This is a genomic window from Telluria sp. B2 (assembly GCF_051789535.1).
GTDB lineage: Bacteria > Pseudomonadota > Gammaproteobacteria > Burkholderiales > Burkholderiaceae_D > Telluria.
The window spans coordinates 4,943,714-4,960,931 of record NZ_CP196525.1 but is presented as its reverse complement, the minus strand read 5'-3'; the positions used below and the strand labels follow the sequence as shown (position 1 = coordinate 4,960,931).

At 58.0% G+C, this 17,218-nt stretch carries 6 protein-coding genes and 5 rRNA genes; 9 read left to right on the top strand and 2 right to left on the bottom strand.

Going from position 1 to position 17,218, the window contains the following annotated elements:
- The first annotated feature begins 59 nt into the window (after positions 1-59).
- From ACSUZJ_RS21925 to rrf, 3 genes are all read left to right on the top strand, one after another.
- A 16S ribosomal RNA gene (locus ACSUZJ_RS21925) occupies positions 60-1,590 on the top strand.
- Between the two features lie 276 nt (positions 1,591-1,866).
- A 23S ribosomal RNA gene (locus ACSUZJ_RS21920) occupies positions 1,867-4,758 on the top strand.
- Positions 4,759-4,877: 119 nt separating this feature from the next.
- A 5S ribosomal RNA gene (rrf, locus tag ACSUZJ_RS21915) occupies positions 4,878-4,990 on the top strand.
- The 16S, 23S and 5S rRNA genes sit together here, the layout of an rRNA operon.
- Positions 4,991-5,330: 340 nt before the next feature.
- On the opposite strand, the gene ACSUZJ_RS21910 is transcribed toward rrf, so the two are convergent.
- Positions 5,331-6,503, bottom strand: a complete 1,173-nt coding sequence (locus tag ACSUZJ_RS21910; protein ID WP_499411695.1) for an ABC transporter substrate-binding protein — start codon at positions 6,501-6,503, stop codon at positions 5,331-5,333.
- Between the two features lie 236 nt (positions 6,504-6,739).
- Between ACSUZJ_RS21910 and ACSUZJ_RS21905 the strand changes: the two genes are divergently transcribed.
- Genes ACSUZJ_RS21905 through ACSUZJ_RS21895 form a run of 3 tightly spaced genes read left to right on the top strand, consistent with a single transcriptional unit; the run spans position 6,740 to position 10,312 of the window.
- On the top strand, positions 6,740-7,795 hold the full coding sequence (locus ACSUZJ_RS21905) for a branched-chain amino acid ABC transporter permease (RefSeq protein WP_499411693.1): 1,056 nt from the start codon (positions 6,740-6,742) through the stop codon (positions 7,793-7,795).
- Positions 7,792-9,564 (top strand): branched-chain amino acid ABC transporter ATP-binding protein/permease, encoded by a 1,773-nt coding sequence (locus ACSUZJ_RS21900; RefSeq protein ID WP_499411691.1) that lies wholly within the window; start codon positions 7,792-7,794, stop codon positions 9,562-9,564. Before ACSUZJ_RS21905 ends, ACSUZJ_RS21900 begins: the two co-directional genes overlap by 4 nt.
- Position 9,565: 1 nt before the next feature.
- Positions 9,566-10,312 (top strand): ABC transporter ATP-binding protein, encoded by a 747-nt coding sequence (locus ACSUZJ_RS21895; RefSeq protein ID WP_499411689.1) that lies wholly within the window; start codon positions 9,566-9,568, stop codon positions 10,310-10,312.
- A gap of 2 nt (positions 10,313-10,314) precedes the next feature.
- Here the strand turns inward: ACSUZJ_RS21895 and ACSUZJ_RS21890 are convergent, their stop codons facing one another.
- On the bottom strand, positions 10,315-10,953 hold the full coding sequence (locus ACSUZJ_RS21890) for an NUDIX hydrolase (RefSeq protein WP_499411687.1): 639 nt from the start codon (positions 10,951-10,953) through the stop codon (positions 10,315-10,317).
- Between the two features lie 163 nt (positions 10,954-11,116).
- On the opposite strand from ACSUZJ_RS21890, the gene ACSUZJ_RS21885 reads away from it, so the two are divergent.
- The 3 genes from ACSUZJ_RS21885 to ACSUZJ_RS21875 all read left to right on the top strand — a co-directional run bounded on the left by ACSUZJ_RS21885 (position 11,117) and on the right by ACSUZJ_RS21875 (position 17,218).
- Positions 11,117-12,073 (top strand): cupin-like domain-containing protein, encoded by a 957-nt coding sequence (locus tag ACSUZJ_RS21885; protein WP_499411685.1) that lies wholly within the window; start codon positions 11,117-11,119, stop codon positions 12,071-12,073.
- Between the two features lie 462 nt (positions 12,074-12,535).
- A 16S ribosomal RNA gene (locus ACSUZJ_RS21880) occupies positions 12,536-14,066 on the top strand.
- A 260-nt stretch (positions 14,067-14,326) separates the two neighbouring features.
- Positions 14,327-17,218, top strand: a 23S ribosomal RNA gene (locus ACSUZJ_RS21875).

Below are 17,218 nucleotides of genomic sequence, written 5' to 3'. Positions count from 1 at the left end.
TGAGTGAGCGACTCCGCTAGCGATAGCGGATGACTCGAAAGAGTCAACAAACAGAGATTGAACTGAAGAGTTTGATCCTGGCTCAGATTGAACGCTGGCGGCATGCTTTACACATGCAAGTCGAACGGCAGCACGGGCTTCGGCCTGGTGGCGAGTGGCGAACGGGTGAGTAATACATCGGAACGTACCCAGAAGTGGGGGATAACGTAGCGAAAGTTACGCTAATACCGCATACGTTCTACGGAAGAAAGTGGGGGATCGCAAGACCTCATGCTTTTGGAGCGGCCGATGTCTGATTAGCTAGTTGGTGAGGTAAAGGCTCACCAAGGCGACGATCAGTAGCTGGTCTGAGAGGACGACCAGCCACACTGGAACTGAGACACGGTCCAGACTCCTACGGGAGGCAGCAGTGGGGAATTTTGGACAATGGGCGCAAGCCTGATCCAGCAATGCCGCGTGAGTGAAGAAGGCCTTCGGGTTGTAAAGCTCTTTTGTCAGGGAAGAAACGGTAGGAGCTAATATCTCTTGCTAATGACGGTACCTGAAGAATAAGCACCGGCTAACTACGTGCCAGCAGCCGCGGTAATACGTAGGGTGCAAGCGTTAATCGGAATTACTGGGCGTAAAGCGTGCGCAGGCGGTTTTGTAAGTCTGACGTGAAATCCCCGGGCTCAACCTGGGAATTGCGTTGGAGACTGCAAGGCTGGAGTCTGGCAGAGGGGGGTAGAATTCCACGTGTAGCAGTGAAATGCGTAGAGATGTGGAGGAACACCGATGGCGAAGGCAGCCCCCTGGGTCAAGACTGACGCTCATGCACGAAAGCGTGGGGAGCAAACAGGATTAGATACCCTGGTAGTCCACGCCCTAAACGATGTCTACTAGTTGTCGGGTTTTAATTAACTTGGTAACGCAGCTAACGCGTGAAGTAGACCGCCTGGGGAGTACGGTCGCAAGATTAAAACTCAAAGGAATTGACGGGGACCCGCACAAGCGGTGGATGATGTGGATTAATTCGATGCAACGCGAAAAACCTTACCTACCCTTGACATGTCAGGAATCCTCGAGAGATCGGGGAGTGCCCGAAAGGGAACCTGAACACAGGTGCTGCATGGCTGTCGTCAGCTCGTGTCGTGAGATGTTGGGTTAAGTCCCGCAACGAGCGCAACCCTTGTCATTAGTTGCTACGCAAGAGCACTCTAATGAGACTGCCGGTGACAAACCGGAGGAAGGTGGGGATGACGTCAAGTCCTCATGGCCCTTATGGGTAGGGCTTCACACGTCATACAATGGTACATACAGAGGGCCGCCAACCCGCGAGGGGGAGCTAATCCCAGAAAGTGTATCGTAGTCCGGATCGCAGTCTGCAACTCGACTGCGTGAAGTTGGAATCGCTAGTAATCGCGGATCAGCATGCCGCGGTGAATACGTTCCCGGGTCTTGTACACACCGCCCGTCACACCATGGGAGCGGGTTTTACCAGAAGTAGGTAGCTTAACCGCAAGGAGGGCGCTTACCACGGTAGGATTCGTGACTGGGGTGAAGTCGTAACAAGGTAGCCGTATCGGAAGGTGCGGCTGGATCACCTCCTTTCTAGAGTAGCACCGGAGACGAAAGTCTCGGCATCAAGCGCCTACGCTTATCGACTGTTGATCAGAACTATATTTAGCTGAAGCGAAAGCTTGAGCTAAGTGTGGTTTGCGTTCTTTAACAATCTGGAAGAAGTAAAGTTTTTTTAAGCGTGTAAGCGAATCAGGAATGATGAGCGAGCACACTTAGGGTAGTAATCAAAGTATCAACAAACATGCAATAACGCTGTACTCTTGATCCTGTAGCGTTCCCTGTTGTCAGCAGGGGCTAACGTTATAGGGACAAGCGAATAAGTGCACATGGTGGATGCCTTGGCGATTACAGGCGATGAAGGACGTAGTAGCTTGCGATAAGCTGCGGGGAGTGAGCAAACACACTTTGATCCGCAGATTTCCGAATGGGGAAACCCGGCCCTTTGGGTCATTGCATGCTGAATACATAGGCATGCAAAGCGAACGCGGCGAACTGAAACATCTAAGTAGCTGCAGGAAAAGAAATCAACCGAGATTCCCAAAGTAGTGGCGAGCGAAATGGGAAGAGCCTGTACGTGATAGTCGATCGGATAGTGGAACAGATTGGAAACTCTGGCCATAGCGGGTGATAGCCCCGTACACGAAATCCGGACGGTGGTACTAAGCGTACGACAAGTAGGGCGGGACACGAGAAATCCTGTCTGAACATGGGGGGACCATCCTCCAAGGCTAAATACTCGTAATCGACCGATAGTGAACCAGTACCGTGAGGGAAAGGCGAAAAGAACCCCGGGAGGGGAGTGAAATAGATCCTGAAACCGTGTGCATACAAACAGTCGGAGCGGACTTGATCCGTGACGGCGTACCTTTTGTATAATGGGTCAGCGACTTACATTCAGTGGCGAGGTTAACCGAATAGGGGAGCCGTAGAGAAATCGAGTCCGAACAGGGCGACAGTCGCTGGGTGTAGACCCGAAACCAGGTGATCTACCCATGGCCAGGATGAAGGTGCGGTAACACGCCCTGGAGGTCCGAACCCACTAATGTTGAAAAATTAGGGGATGAGCTGTGGGTAGGGGTGAAAGGCTAAACAAACCTGGAAATAGCTGGTTCTCTCCGAAAACTATTTAGGTAGTGCCTCAAGTATCACCATCGGGGGTAGAGCACTGTTATGGCTAGGGGGTCATTGCGACTTACCAAACCATTGCAAACTCCGAATACCGATGAGTGCGAGCTTGGGAGACAGACGTCGGGTGCTAACGTCCGGCGTCAAGAGGGAAACAACCCAGACCGCCAGCTAAGGTCCCAAAGATTGGCTAAGTGGAAAACGAAGTGGGAAGGCTAAAACAGTCAGGATGTTGGCTTAGAAGCAGCCACCATTTAAAGAAAGCGTAATAGCTCACTGATCGAGTCGTCCTGCGCGGAAGATGTAACGGGGCTAAGCCAGTCACCGAAGCTGCGGATATATTTCTCGTGATTTATCACTTGATCTATATGGTAGGAGAGCGTTCTGTAAGCCTGCGAAGGTGTCTTGTAAAGGATGCTGGAGGTATCAGAAGTGCGAATGCTGACATGAGTAGCGATAATGCGGGTGAAAAGCCCGCACGCCGTAAGCCCAAGGTTTCCTGTTCAACGTTCATCGGAGCAGGGTGAGTCGGCCCCTAAGGCGAGGCAGAGATGCGTAGCTGATGGGAAGCAGGTTAATATTCCTGCACCGTCGTATGATGCGATGGGGGGACGGATCGCGGAAGGTTGTCCAGCTGTTGGAATAGCTGGTTCTTGACTCATAGAAGGCGCTTAGGCAAATCCGGGCGCGGAATTCAAGGGGTCGAGACGGGTGGCCATGCGCCACGAAGCAATCGGAAGTGGTTCCAAGAAAAGCCTCTAAGCTTCAGTCATACGAGACCGTACCGCAAACCGACACAGGTGGGCGAGATGAGTATTCTAAGGCGCTTGAGAGAACTCGGGAGAAGGAACTCGGCAAATTGGTACCGTAACTTCGGGAAAAGGTACGCCCCGGTAGCTTGATCACTTTACTGTGTGAGGGCGAAAGGGTTGCAATAAACTGGTGGCTGCGACTGTTTAATAAAAACACAGCACTCTGCAAACACGAAAGTGGACGTATAGGGTGTGACGCCTGCCCGGTGCTGGAAGATTAAATGATGGGGTGCAAGCTCTTGATTGAAGTCCCAGTAAACGGCGGCCGTAACTATAACGGTCCTAAGGTAGCGAAATTCCTTGTCGGGTAAGTTCCGACCTGCACGAATGGCGTAACGATGGCCACACTGTCTCCTCCCGAGACTCAGCGAAGTTGAAATGTTTGTGATGATGCAATCTACCCGCGGCTAGACGGAAAGACCCCATGAACCTTTACTGTAGCTTTGCATTGGACTTTGAACCAATCTGTGTAGGATAGGTGGGAGGCTTTGAAGCGGGGACGCCAGTTCCCGTGGAGCCATCCTTGAAATACCACCCTGGTTTGTTTGAGGTTCTAACCTTGGTCCGTTATCCGGATCGGGGACAGTGCATGGTAGGCAGTTTGACTGGGGCGGTCTCCTCCTAAAGTGTAACGGAGGAGTTCGAAGGTACGCTAGGTACGGTCGGACATCGTGCTAATAGTGCAATGGCATAAGCGTGCTTAACTGCGAGACCGACAAGTCGAGCAGGTACGAAAGTAGGACATAGTGATCCGGTGGTTCTGTATGGAAGGGCCATCGCTCAACGGATAAAAGGTACTCTGGGGATAACAGGCTGATTCCTCCCAAGAGTTCATATCGACGGGGGAGTTTGGCACCTCGATGTCGGCTCATCACATCCTGGGGCTGTAGCCGGTCCCAAGGGTATGGCTGTTCGCCATTTAAAGTGGTACGTGAGCTGGGTTTAAAACGTCGTGAGACAGTTTGGTCCCTATCTGCCGTGGGCGTTGGAAATTTGAAGGGGGCTGCTCCTAGTACGAGAGGACCGGAGTGGACGAACCTCTGGTGTACCGGTTGTCACGCCAGTGGCATTGCCGGGTAGCTAAGTTCGGAAGAGATAACCGCTGAAAGCATCTAAGCGGGAAACTTGCCTTGAGATGAGATTTCCCGGAGCCTTGAGCTCCTTGAAGGGTCGTTCGAGACCAGGACGTTGATAGGCTGGGTGTGGAAGTGCAGTAATGCATTAAGCTAACCAGTACTAATTGCCCGTACGGCTTGTCCCTATAACCTTAGCAGGTATAGGTCAGGATACAGCGCTGTTTGTTGATACAGTTGCTACCCAATACTTCTTCCAGATTCAGAGTGGCGCTCACATGGGTGAGCGAAACTCGTACAAGTCATGCCTGATGACCATAGCAAGTCGGTCCCACCCCTTCCCATCCCGAACAGGACCGTGAAACGACTTTGCGCCGATGATAGTGCTGCAACCAGTGTGAAAGTAGGTTATCGTCAGGCTAGTTATAGGAAAAACCCCACCGAGTGATCTCGGTGGGGTTTTTTGCTTTGGGCTTTCGCTTTTCGCTGTTCTCTTCAAGCCGGGGCTGATCGAGGCGTGAGACAGCGTGGACACAGGTGTCCACCCTACGTTTCTCGGCTTTTGGGCGTCCGTGTTCTCTCCAGGTTTCAGGGTATCAACCGGTGAGACAGCTTGGACAGTGGGGCTGGCTACATGCCGGCACTACGAATGTCCACCCTACAAAAAGCAAAAAAGGAAGCGCACGCGCTTCCTTTTTTTGTATCTATCTGGCGTTGTCCGACTGATCGCGCTGTCGACCACGACAGACCGGCTACAGGCTTATGGCACGTACTTCCAGGTCCCTTTCTCGATCCGCACCATCACTTGCGAACGCTGGTCCAGTCCCTGGTGGTTGGTCGGCGTCATATTGAAGATGCCGTGCGAGGCTGGCAGGTTCTTGATGCCTTCCAGGCTGTCGCGCAGCGCGGCGCGGAATTCCTTGGTGCCCGGCTTGGCCTTCGGCACCGCCGTTTTCGCGGCTTCCTGCAGCAGCAGGGCCGCATCCCAGGCGTGGCCGCCGAAGGTCGACAGGCTGTCCTTGTTGTAGGCCCCAGTGTATTTGTTCACATAGGCCAGGGCTGATTTTTTCACCGGATTGGCGTCTGGCAGCTGGGCGGCCACCAGCATCGGGCCGGCCGGAACGAAGGTGCCTTCGCAGTCGGCGCCGCACACGCGCAGGAAGTCGCTGTTGGCCACGCCGTGGGTCTGGTAGATCTTGCCGCGGTAGCCGCGTTCGCGCAGCGCCTTCTGTGGCAGCGCGGCCGGGGTGCCGGAGGCGGCGATCAGGATGGCGTCGGGATTGGCCGAGACCAGTTTCAGGACTTGCCCCGTGACCGAGGTGTCGGTACGGGCGAAGCGTTCGTTGGCCACGACCTTGATCTTGCGTACCTGGGCCATCTTTTGCGCCTCGGTCCACCAGCCGTCGCCGTAGGCGTCGCTGAAGCTGATGAAGCCCATGGTCTTGACGCCGTTGTTCGCCATGTGCTGGGTGATGGCGGCCGCCATCTGGCCGTCGTGCTGGGTGGTCTTGAAGACCCAGCGCCGCTTGGCGTCCATCGGTTCGACGATGCGCGAGCCGCCGGCGATCGAGATCATCGGCGTTTCGGTTTCCGCGGCCACCTCCAGCATCGCGAGCGAGGTCGGCGTGATCGAGGAGCCGATCAGGAGGTCGACCTTATCTTCCGAGATCAGCTTGCGCGCGTTCTTCACGGCCTGGGTGGCGTCCGAGGCGTCGTCGAGCACGATGTACTGCACCTTCTGGCCGGCGATCTCGGCCGGGAACAGCGACACCGTGTTCTTTTCCGGGATGCCGAGCGAAGCGGCCGGGCCAGTGGTCGAGATCGAGACGCCCACCTTGATCTGGGCGTGGGCGCTCATCGAGGTAAAGGCGGCGAAGGCGGCAAGGGCGAGGACGCGCTTGCGGACGAGGGGGAAGCCAGGGGCATGGGTCATGCGAGTCTCCTTATTGTTGTGTCAAGTCTCCGCCGCCATCCCTGCGCAGGTAAAGGGCGGGAACAGCCCATAGTATAGGCCGCTCGTCAGGAAAAAATGTCCGATTTTTAATTGTTTTCGCATATCATCTAAGGACAACAGGGCGGCCTCATGCGGTGCCGCTTGATAACGACATTGGAGAGAGGAGGGCCACGCGGGTGTGACAGGCAGGCGCCGTCGCACCCATCGGCAGCGGTATGGATTTATCTATCTTCGCCATCCTGACCCAGGATGGCATTGCCAGCGGCGCGGTCTACGTGCTGCTGGCCCTGGCGCTCGTACTGGTGTTCTCGATCACCCGCGTCATCTTCATTCCACTGGGCGAATTCGTCGCCTTCGGCGCCCTGACCATGGCCGCCTTCCAGGCCGGCCATTTTCCGCAAAGCGCGACCCTGCTGCTGATCCTGGGCGTCGCCAGTTTCGCGCAGGAGGCAGTGGCCATCCTGCGCAGCCCGGCCGGCCAGGTGGTCCCCGGGCGGGCGCTGGCGGTGTCCTTCCTCAAGTTCGCGCTGCTGCCGGCCGCGGTCTACGTGGTCGCGCGCGGCGTCGACGGCGCGGCCCTGCCGATGCTGCTGCAACTGCTGCTCGCCTTTGCCATCGTCGTGCCGATGGGACCAATGATCTACCGCCTGGCCTTCCAGCCGCTGGCGGAAAGCCCGGTGCTGGTCTTGCTGATCGTGGCCGTCGCCGTACACCTGGTCATGCTCGGCGTCGGCCTGGTCCTGTTCGGCGCCGAAGGCTCGCGCACCACGCCCTTCTGGTCGGAGGTCTTCAACGTCGGCACCGTGACGGTCTCGGGGCAGAGCATCGTCGTGATCGCCACCGCGCTGCTGCTGATCGGCGCGCTCTACCTGTATTTCGACCGTACGCTCTCGGGCAAGGCCTTGCGCGCCACGGCCGTCAACCGGCGCGGTGCGCGCCTGGTGGGCATCGGCACCATCCAGGCCGGGCGCCTGGCCTTCCTGCTGGCCTCGATCATCGGCACCCTGTGCGGGGTCCTGATCGCGCCGATCACCACGATCTACTACGACAGCGGCTTCCTGATGGGACTGAAGGGTTTTGTCGGCGCCATCATCGGCGGCCTGGCAAGCTATCCGCTGGCCGCGGCAGGCGCCCTGCTGGTGGGACTGCTGGAAGCCTATTCCTCTTTCTATGCCAGCGCGCTGAAGGAGGTGATCGTGTTCACCCTGATCATTCCGGTACTGCTGTGGCGCTCGATCGCCCACCCCCAGGTCGAGGAGGAGGAAGCATGACGCGCCGCTCGCTGCTCATTTTCGGCGTCGCCGCCCTGGTCTTCGGGCTGCTGCCGCTGCCGCCTTACTGGATCACGCTCGGCAACTACATCGGCCTGTACGCCATCGTCGCTCTCGGCCTGGTACTGCTGACCGGCGTCGGCGGACTGACCTCCTTCGGCCAGGCAGCCTTCGTCGGCCTGGGCGCCTACGCTACCGCGTATCTCGCCACGGCCCACGGCCTCTCGCCCTGGCTGGGCCTGGCCTGCGGCCTGCTGATCACGGCCGCGTCGAGCCTGTTCATCGGCGCCATCATGCTGCGCCTGTCGGGACACTACCTGCCGCTCGGGACCATCGCCTGGGGCCTGTCGCTCTACTACCTGTTCGGGAATCTCGAATTCCTCGGCAAGTACGACGGCATCGCCGGCATCCCGGCCATCACCCTGTTCGGCATCGATCTCGGCTCGGGCAAGAGCATGTACTTCATGATCTGGCTGGTCGTGCTGGTCGCCGTCGTCCTGCTGCGCAACCTGCTCAACTCCCGCTCGGGGCGCGCCATCCGCTCGCTCAAGGGCGGGGCCCTGATGGCCGAGGCGATGGGCGTGAACACCGCAGCGATGAAGATTCGCATCTTCGTCATCGCGGCGCTGCTGGCCTGCGTCTCGGGCTGGCTCTACGCCCACCTGCAGCGCGCCGTGAATCCCTCTCCCTTCGGCCTGAATTCCGGCATCGAGTACCTGTTCATGGCGGTGATCGGCGGCGCCGGCTACCTGTGGGGCGCAATCCTGGGCGCGGCGGTGCTCACCATCCTCAAGGACCAGCTGCAAAGCTGGCTGCCTGCGCTGATCGGCTCGAACGGCAACTTCGAGATCATCGTCTTCGGCGTGCTGATGGTGGTGCTGCTGCAGCGCGCCCGCAACGGCATCTGGCCCTTCATCGCCCAGTACCTGCCGCAGCGGCCCGCCGCGGTGGCGCCAGAGAAGGCGCCGGCGTTGCCGCTGCGCGCCAAGGCGGCGCCGGGCTATCCCTTGCTGGTGATCGACAAGGCGCGCAAGCAGTTTGGCGGCCTGGTGGCGGTCAACGACATGAGCTTCACCGTGCATGGCGGCGAGATCGTCGGCCTGATCGGACCGAACGGCGCCGGCAAGTCGACCATGTTCAACCTGGTGACGGGCGTGCTGCCGGCCAGCGGCGGCGAGATCCGCCTGCGCTGCGGCGACGCGCTGGCGCGCATCGATGCCCTGCCGGCGCGCGAGATCGTCAGGCTCGGCATCGGGCGAACCTTCCAGCACGTGCACCTGCTGCCCGAGATGACGGTGCTGGAGAACGTGGCGATCGGCGCCCACCTGCGCGCGCGCCGCGGCGTGCTGGCCAGCGCGTTCCGGCTCGATCGCGAGGACGAGGCGGCGCTGCTGTTCGAGGCGCGCCGCCAGCTGGAGCGGGTGGGGCTGGGCGAGCTGCTGTACGAGCAGGCGGGCAACCTGGCGCTCGGCCAGCAGCGCATCCTGGAAATCGCGCGGGCCCTGTGCGCCGATCCGGCGCTGCTGCTGCTCGACGAGCCCGCGGCCGGCCTGCGCTACAAAGAGAAGCAGGCGCTGGCCGGCCTGCTGAACAAACTGAAAGGCGAGGGCATGAGCATCCTGCTGGTCGAGCACGACATGGATTTCGTGATGAACCTGACCGATCGATTGATCGTGATGGAATTCGGGACCAAGATCGCGGAAGGCGCCCCGGCCCAGGTGCAGCAGGACCCGGCCGTGCTGGAAGCGTATCTTGGAGGGATAGACTGAGATGACGACGCCTGTTCTTCACATCGACAAGCTGCACGTCGCCTATGGCAAGGTGGAAGCGCTGCATGGCGCGAGCATCAGCGTGGGCGCCGGCCAGATCGTCACCGTCATCGGCCCCAACGGGGCGGGCAAGTCCACCATGCTCAATGCGATTGCCGGCGCGCTTGGCCCCAATGCATCGACGGGCGGCGCGGTGCTGCTGCGCGGCGTCGAGGTCGGTGCCTGGCCGGTCGAGCAGCGGGTCGCGCAGGGCATGAGCCTGGTGCCCGAAAGCCGCGACCTGTTCACCACCATGAGCGTCGAGGACAACCTGCTGCTCGGCAGCTATGCGCGCTACAGGCGCGGCGAGAAGGACTTCGCGGCGCAGCTGGATTTTGTTTATGAGCTGTTTCCGCGCCTGCGCGAGCGGAGACTGCAGGCGGCCGGCACCATGTCCGGCGGCGAGCGGCAGATGGTGGCGCTGGGCCGCGCGCTGATGGCCAAGCCGCAGCTATTGATGCTCGACGAACCCAGCCTGGGCCTGGCGCCGCTGATCGTCAAGGAGATCTTTCGCGTCATCGTGCGGCTCAAGGAGACCGGCGTGGCGATCCTGCTGGTCGAGCAGAACGCACGCGTCGCCCTGCAGGCCGCGGATTATGGCTATGTGCTGGAAACCGGCGAGGTGGTGATGGAAGGGCCGGCGGACGCGCTGGCGAACGATCCGAAGGTGATCGATACCTATCTGGGGCTGAACAAGAAATCAGCCTGAGTCTATCGCCCCAGCCATTGTTCCAGCGCCGCGATGACCGGCGCGTCGTTCGGGTGCGTCGCCACTTCCCGCAACTGCGCCACGGGCACCAGGTGGACAGCCTGGGATTCCCAGCCCATGCAGGCCGGGCTGCCGCCGATCCGGCGCGCGATGTAGAAGCGCGTATAGGTCTGGGTGCGGCGCACGTCGAGCAGGAAGGCTTCGATGCGCACCCGCAGCCCCGATTCCTCGTAGGCCTCGCGCACGCTGGCGCACTGCAGGCTGGTGCCGGGGTCGACGCGCCCTTTGGGGAAGGTCGCCGTATAGCCGCCAAAGCGGTTCGAGGGCGCCACCAGCCACACGCGTCCGTCGTCTTCGAGAATCACCGCTCCCGCGGCGGCGGCCATCCCGGCCGGCAGCGCGAAGGGCGGCTCGTCGAGTGCGGCTTCCATGGCGCAGGCGCTCCAACCCTGGGCCGTGCCGGGCGCATCGAGCCAGGGCGCGAATGCGATGCCGTTCAGCGTTGCCGGCAGCGGACCGCCCGGAATGACGGTCGCAATCTGCCGCGCATCCTGCCAGCAGGACAGGGGCGTCGGTACCGAGGGCTGGCGGAGGATGACGGCGCGTCCGTCGTCGTCGGGGCAGGGGTGCAGGGTGCTCATCGGTTTTCGCTCATGAAAACGAGATCATCCACGGATTGGCGGTTGCTGGCAACGCGGCAATTGCTTTGCAGGCGCTTTGGCCTTCGCCCTGCTGTACGCTATGCTCTTGCCCCGACATGAATTCACGCGCCGGCGGCTTCCGGCCGACACACCCCTGGTCCCTATGTTAGAGAAGAACGAATCCGATCCGCCCGGCGAGCACCCGGCCCGGACGGGCGCAGCGCAGCGCCTGCCGCCGCGGCCGCCTGCCGCCGACGGCGGCTCGAGCGAGGATGCGCTCGCCAGGAAGCAGGCGCGCGAGCTGCGCGACGCCCAGGTGCGCGGCGTCACCTCGATCGAGGCGATGCGCCAGGCCATCCGGCGCAGCGCGCGCGATCTGCCTGTCCTGCAAGAAGTGCCACGCGTGCAGACGATCGACGCGGCGAGCTTCCAGGCGCGCGCGGCGCAGGGCCTGCCTTTCCTGCTTCCTGGCGCGGCGCGGCGTTGGTCACTGTGCGGGCTCACCGCGCAGACCCTGCGCGAGCGCTTCGGCGAATTGCCGGTACGGGCACGGGTTGGCGACTATGTCGGCACGGCCTTCGCTCCCGACCGCGCGATGCAGGACATGTCGATGCTCGACTACCTGGACCTGGCCGCTGCGGGGACGACGGGCTTGCCGCCCTATGTGGGCAACCTCGAGCTGCGGGCACTGAACCGGTTCTGCCATTGGCCGGCCTTGTTCAGGAAGCCGGGGCCGCCGCGTTTCTGGCTCGGCCCGGCGGGAACAGTCACACCCCTGCATTGCGACTACGATGACAACCTGTTCGCGCAGGTCTGGGGCAGCAAGCGCATCTTCCTGGCGCCGCCGCACCACGACGCCTTCCTCTATACAAGGGAGGCGAACGCCTTGCTGTTCGGTTCGCCCTTCGACCCGGAGGCGCCGGATTACGAGCGATTCCCGCTGGCGCGGCAGGCGGCGCTGATCGAGTGCATCGTCGAGCCGGGCGACATGCTGTATGTGCCGGCCGGCTGGTACCACCAGGTCCGAGCGCTGAGCTTTTCGCTGTCGTCCAACCGCTGGTCAAGGGCGATGCCGCTGGCGCTTGGTGACGACCCTGCGTTGCGCTGTGCTTCAGCCTGATACCCGTGGAATCCGGCATGTCGCATGTTCCATAACAAGGGGCTTGCGCGACACCCCGGCGGTTTGCTATAGTTCGCCTCCGCTTCGGCGCTGAAGTAAAACATCAACGAAATCAAGTAGTTGATCTTGCAACAGCAAACGCAGGAAACTGCGACGAAGCAAACGAGGGGTTGACGAAGATCGCGAAACACTGCATAATCTCACTTCTCTGCTGCTGACGAATAAAACGATTCGCAAGCGCAGCAAGGTAGTACAGAACAACGGTTCTTTAACAATTAACAGTCGATAAGTGTGGGCGTTTGACGAAGGTGCCGGCTGACTTGTTCAGCTGATTACTTAAAATATCAAATGTTCGCACAAAGTATTAAACGTTATCTCAGCAATGAGATGACGGTCAGTATTTTGAGTGAGCGACTCCGCTAGCGATAGCGGATGACTCGAAAGAGTCAACAAACAGAGATTGAACTGAAGAGTTTGATCCTGGCTCAGATTGAACGCTGGCGGCATGCTTTACACATGCAAGTCGAACGGCAGCACGGGCTTCGGCCTGGTGGCGAGTGGCGAACGGGTGAGTAATACATCGGAACGTACCCAGAAGTGGGGGATAACGTAGCGAAAGTTACGCTAATACCGCATACGTTCTACGGAAGAAAGTGGGGGATCGCAAGACCTCATGCTTTTGGAGCGGCCGATGTCTGATTAGCTAGTTGGTGAGGTAAAGGCTCACCAAGGCGACGATCAGTAGCTGGTCTGAGAGGACGACCAGCCACACTGGAACTGAGACACGGTCCAGACTCCTACGGGAGGCAGCAGTGGGGAATTTTGGACAATGGGCGCAAGCCTGATCCAGCAATGCCGCGTGAGTGAAGAAGGCCTTCGGGTTGTAAAGCTCTTTTGTCAGGGAAGAAACGGTAGGAGCTAATATCTCTTGCTAATGACGGTACCTGAAGAATAAGCACCGGCTAACTACGTGCCAGCAGCCGCGGTAATACGTAGGGTGCAAGCGTTAATCGGAATTACTGGGCGTAAAGCGTGCGCAGGCGGTTTTGTAAGTCTGACGTGAAATCCCCGGGCTCAACCTGGGAATTGCGTTGGAGACTGCAAGGCTGGAGTCTGGCAGAGGGGGGTAGAATTCCACGTGTAGCAGTGAAATGCGTAGAGATGTGGAGGAACACCGATGGCGAAGGCAGCCCCCTGGGTCAAGACTGACGCTCATGCACGAAAGCGTGGGGAGCAAACAGGATTAGATACCCTGGTAGTCCACGCCCTAAACGATGTCTACTAGTTGTCGGGTTTTAATTAACTTGGTAACGCAGCTAACGCGTGAAGTAGACCGCCTGGGGAGTACGGTCGCAAGATTAAAACTCAAAGGAATTGACGGGGACCCGCACAAGCGGTGGATGATGTGGATTAATTCGATGCAACGCGAAAAACCTTACCTACCCTTGACATGTCAGGAATCCTCGAGAGATCGGGGAGTGCCCGAAAGGGAACCTGAACACAGGTGCTGCATGGCTGTCGTCAGCTCGTGTCGTGAGATGTTGGGTTAAGTCCCGCAACGAGCGCAACCCTTGTCATTAGTTGCTACGCAAGAGCACTCTAATGAGACTGCCGGTGACAAACCGGAGGAAGGTGGGGATGACGTCAAGTCCTCATGGCCCTTATGGGTAGGGCTTCACACGTCATACAATGGTACATACAGAGGGCCGCCAACCCGCGAGGGGGAGCTAATCCCAGAAAGTGTATCGTAGTCCGGATCGCAGTCTGCAACTCGACTGCGTGAAGTTGGAATCGCTAGTAATCGCGGATCAGCATGCCGCGGTGAATACGTTCCCGGGTCTTGTACACACCGCCCGTCACACCATGGGAGCGGGTTTTACCAGAAGTAGGTAGCTTAACCGCAAGGAGGGCGCTTACCACGGTAGGATTCGTGACTGGGGTGAAGTCGTAACAAGGTAGCCGTATCGGAAGGTGCGGCTGGATCACCTCCTTTCTAGAGTAGCACCGGAGACGAAAGTCTCGGCATCAAGCGCCTACGCTTATCGACTGTTGAATGAAACTGGACTTATTCAAGGCTAGCGCCTTCGGTAAGTGTAGTTTGCGTTCTTTAACAATCTGGAAGAAGTAAAGTTTTTTTAAGCGTATGCGAAAGCATACACTTAGGGTAGTAATCAAAGTATCAACAAACATGCAATAACGCTGTACTCTTGATCCTGTAGCGTTCCCTGTTGTCAGCAGGGGCTAACGTTATAGGGACAAGCGAATAAGTGCACATGGTGGATGCCTTGGCGATTACAGGCGATGAAGGACGTAGTAGCTTGCGATAAGCTGCGGGGAGTGAGCAAACACACTTTGATCCGCAGATTTCCGAATGGGGAAACCCGGCCCTTTGGGTCATTGCATGCTGAATACATAGGCATGCAAAGCGAACGCGGCGAACTGAAACATCTAAGTAGCTGCAGGAAAAGAAATCAACCGAGATTCCCAAAGTAGTGGCGAGCGAAATGGGAAGAGCCTGTACGTGATAGTCGATCGGATAGTGGAACAGATTGGAAACTCTGGCCATAGCGGGTGATAGCCCCGTACACGAAATCCGGACGGTGGTACTAAGCGTACGACAAGTAGGGCGGGACACGAGAAATCCTGTCTGAACATGGGGGGACCATCCTCCAAGGCTAAATACTCGTAATCGACCGATAGTGAACCAGTACCGTGAGGGAAAGGCGAAAAGAACCCCGGGAGGGGAGTGAAATAGATCCTGAAACCGTGTGCATACAAACAGTCGGAGCGGACTTGATCCGTGACGGCGTACCTTTTGTATAATGGGTCAGCGACTTACATTCAGTGGCGAGGTTAACCGAATAGGGGAGCCGTAGAGAAATCGAGTCCGAACAGGGCGACAGTCGCTGGGTGTAGACCCGAAACCAGGTGATCTACCCATGGCCAGGATGAAGGTGCGGTAACACGCCCTGGAGGTCCGAACCCACTAATGTTGAAAAATTAGGGGATGAGCTGTGGGTAGGGGTGAAAGGCTAAACAAACCTGGAAATAGCTGGTTCTCTCCGAAAACTATTTAGGTAGTGCCTCAAGTATCACCATCGGGGGTAGAGCACTGTTATGGCTAGGGGGTCATTGCGACTTACCAAACCATTGCAAACTCCGAATACCGATGAGTGCGAGCTTGGGAGACAGACGTCGGGTGCTAACGTCCGGCGTCAAGAGGGAAACAACCCAGACCGCCAGCTAAGGTCCCAAAGATTGGCTAAGTGGAAAACGAAGTGGGAAGGCTAAAACAGTCAGGATGTTGGCTTAGAAGCAGCCACCATTTAAAGAAAGCGTAATAGCTCACTGATCGAGTCGTCCTGCGCGGAAGATGTAACGGGGCTAAGCCAGTCACCGAAGCTGCGGATATATTTCTCGTGATTTATCACTTGATCTATATGGTAGGAGAGCGTTCTGTAAGCCTGCGAAGGTGTCTTGTAAAGGATGCTGGAGGTATCAGAAGTGCGAATGCTGACATGAGTAGCGATAATGCGGGTGAAAAGCCCGCACGCCGTAAGCCCAAGGTTTCCTGTTCAACGTTCATCGGAGCAGGGTGAGTCGGCCCCTAAGGCGAGGCAGAGATGCGTAGCTGATGGGAAGCAGGTTAATATTCCTGCACCGTCGTATGATGCGATGGGGGGACGGATCGCGGAAGGTTGTCCAGCTGTTGGAATAGCTGGTTCTTGACTCATAGAAGGCGCTTAGGCAAATCCGGGCGCGGAATTCAAGGGGTCGAGACGGGTGGCCATGCGCCACGAAGCAATCGGAAGTGGTTCCAAGAAAAGCCTCTAAGCTTCAGTCATACGAGACCGTACCGCAAACCGACACAGGTGGGCGAGATGAGTATTCTAAGGCGCTTGAGAGAACTCGGGAGAAGGAACTCGGCAAATTGGTACCGTAACTTCGGGAAAAGGTACGCCCCGGTAGCTTGATCACTTTACTGTGTGAGGGCGAAAGGGTTGCAATAAACTGGTGGCTGCGACTGTTTAATAAAAACACAGCACTCTGCAAACACGAAAGTGGACGTATAGGGTGTGACGCCTGCCCGGTGCTGGAAGATTAAATGATGGGGTGCAAGCTCTTGATTGAAGTCCCAGTAAACGGCGGCCGTAACTATAACGGTCCTAAGGTAGCGAAATTCCTTGTCGGGTAAGTTCCGACCTGCACGAATGGCGTAACGATGGCCACACTGTCTCCTCCCGAGACTCAGCGAAGTTGAAATGTTTGTGATGATGCAATCTACCCGCGGCTAGACGGAAAGACCCCATGAACCTTTACTGTAGCTTTGCATTGGACTTTGAACCAATCTGTGTAGGATAGGTGGGAGGCTTTGAAGCGGGGACGCCAGTTCCCGTGGAGCCATCCTTGAAATACCACCCTGGTTTGTTTGAGGTTCTAACCTTGGTCCGTTATCCGGATCGGGGACAGTGCATGGTAGGCAGTTTGACTGGGGCGGTCTCCTCCTAAAGTGTAACGGAGGAGTTCGAAGGTACGCTAGGTACGGTCGGACATCGTGCTAATAGTGCAATGGCATAAGCGTGCTTAACTGCGAGACCGACAAGTCGAGCAGGTACGAAAGTAGGACATAGTGATCCGGTGGTTCTGTATGGAAGGGCCATCGCTCAACGGATAAAAGGTACTCTGGGGATAACAGGCTGATTCCTCCCAAGAGTTCATATCGACGGGGGAGTTTGGCACCTCGATGTCGGCTCATCACATCCTGGGGCTGTAGCCGGTCCCAAGGGTATGGCTGTTCGCCATTTAAAGTGGTACGTGAGCTGGGTTTAAAACGTCGTGAGACAGTTTGGTCCCTATCTGCCGTGGGCGTTGGAAATTTGAAGGGGGCTGCTCCTAGTACGAGAGGACCGGAGTGGACGAACCTCTGGTGTACCGGTTGTCACGCCAGTGGCATTGCCGGGTAGCTAAGTTCGGAAGAGATAACCGCTGAAAGCATCTAAGCGGGAAACTTGCCTTGAGATGAGATTTCCCGGAGCCTTGAGCTCCTTGAAGGGTCGTTCGAGACCAGGACGTTGATAGGCTGGGTGTGGAAGTGCAGTAATGCATTAAGCTAACCAGTACTAATTGCCCGTACGGCTTGTCCCT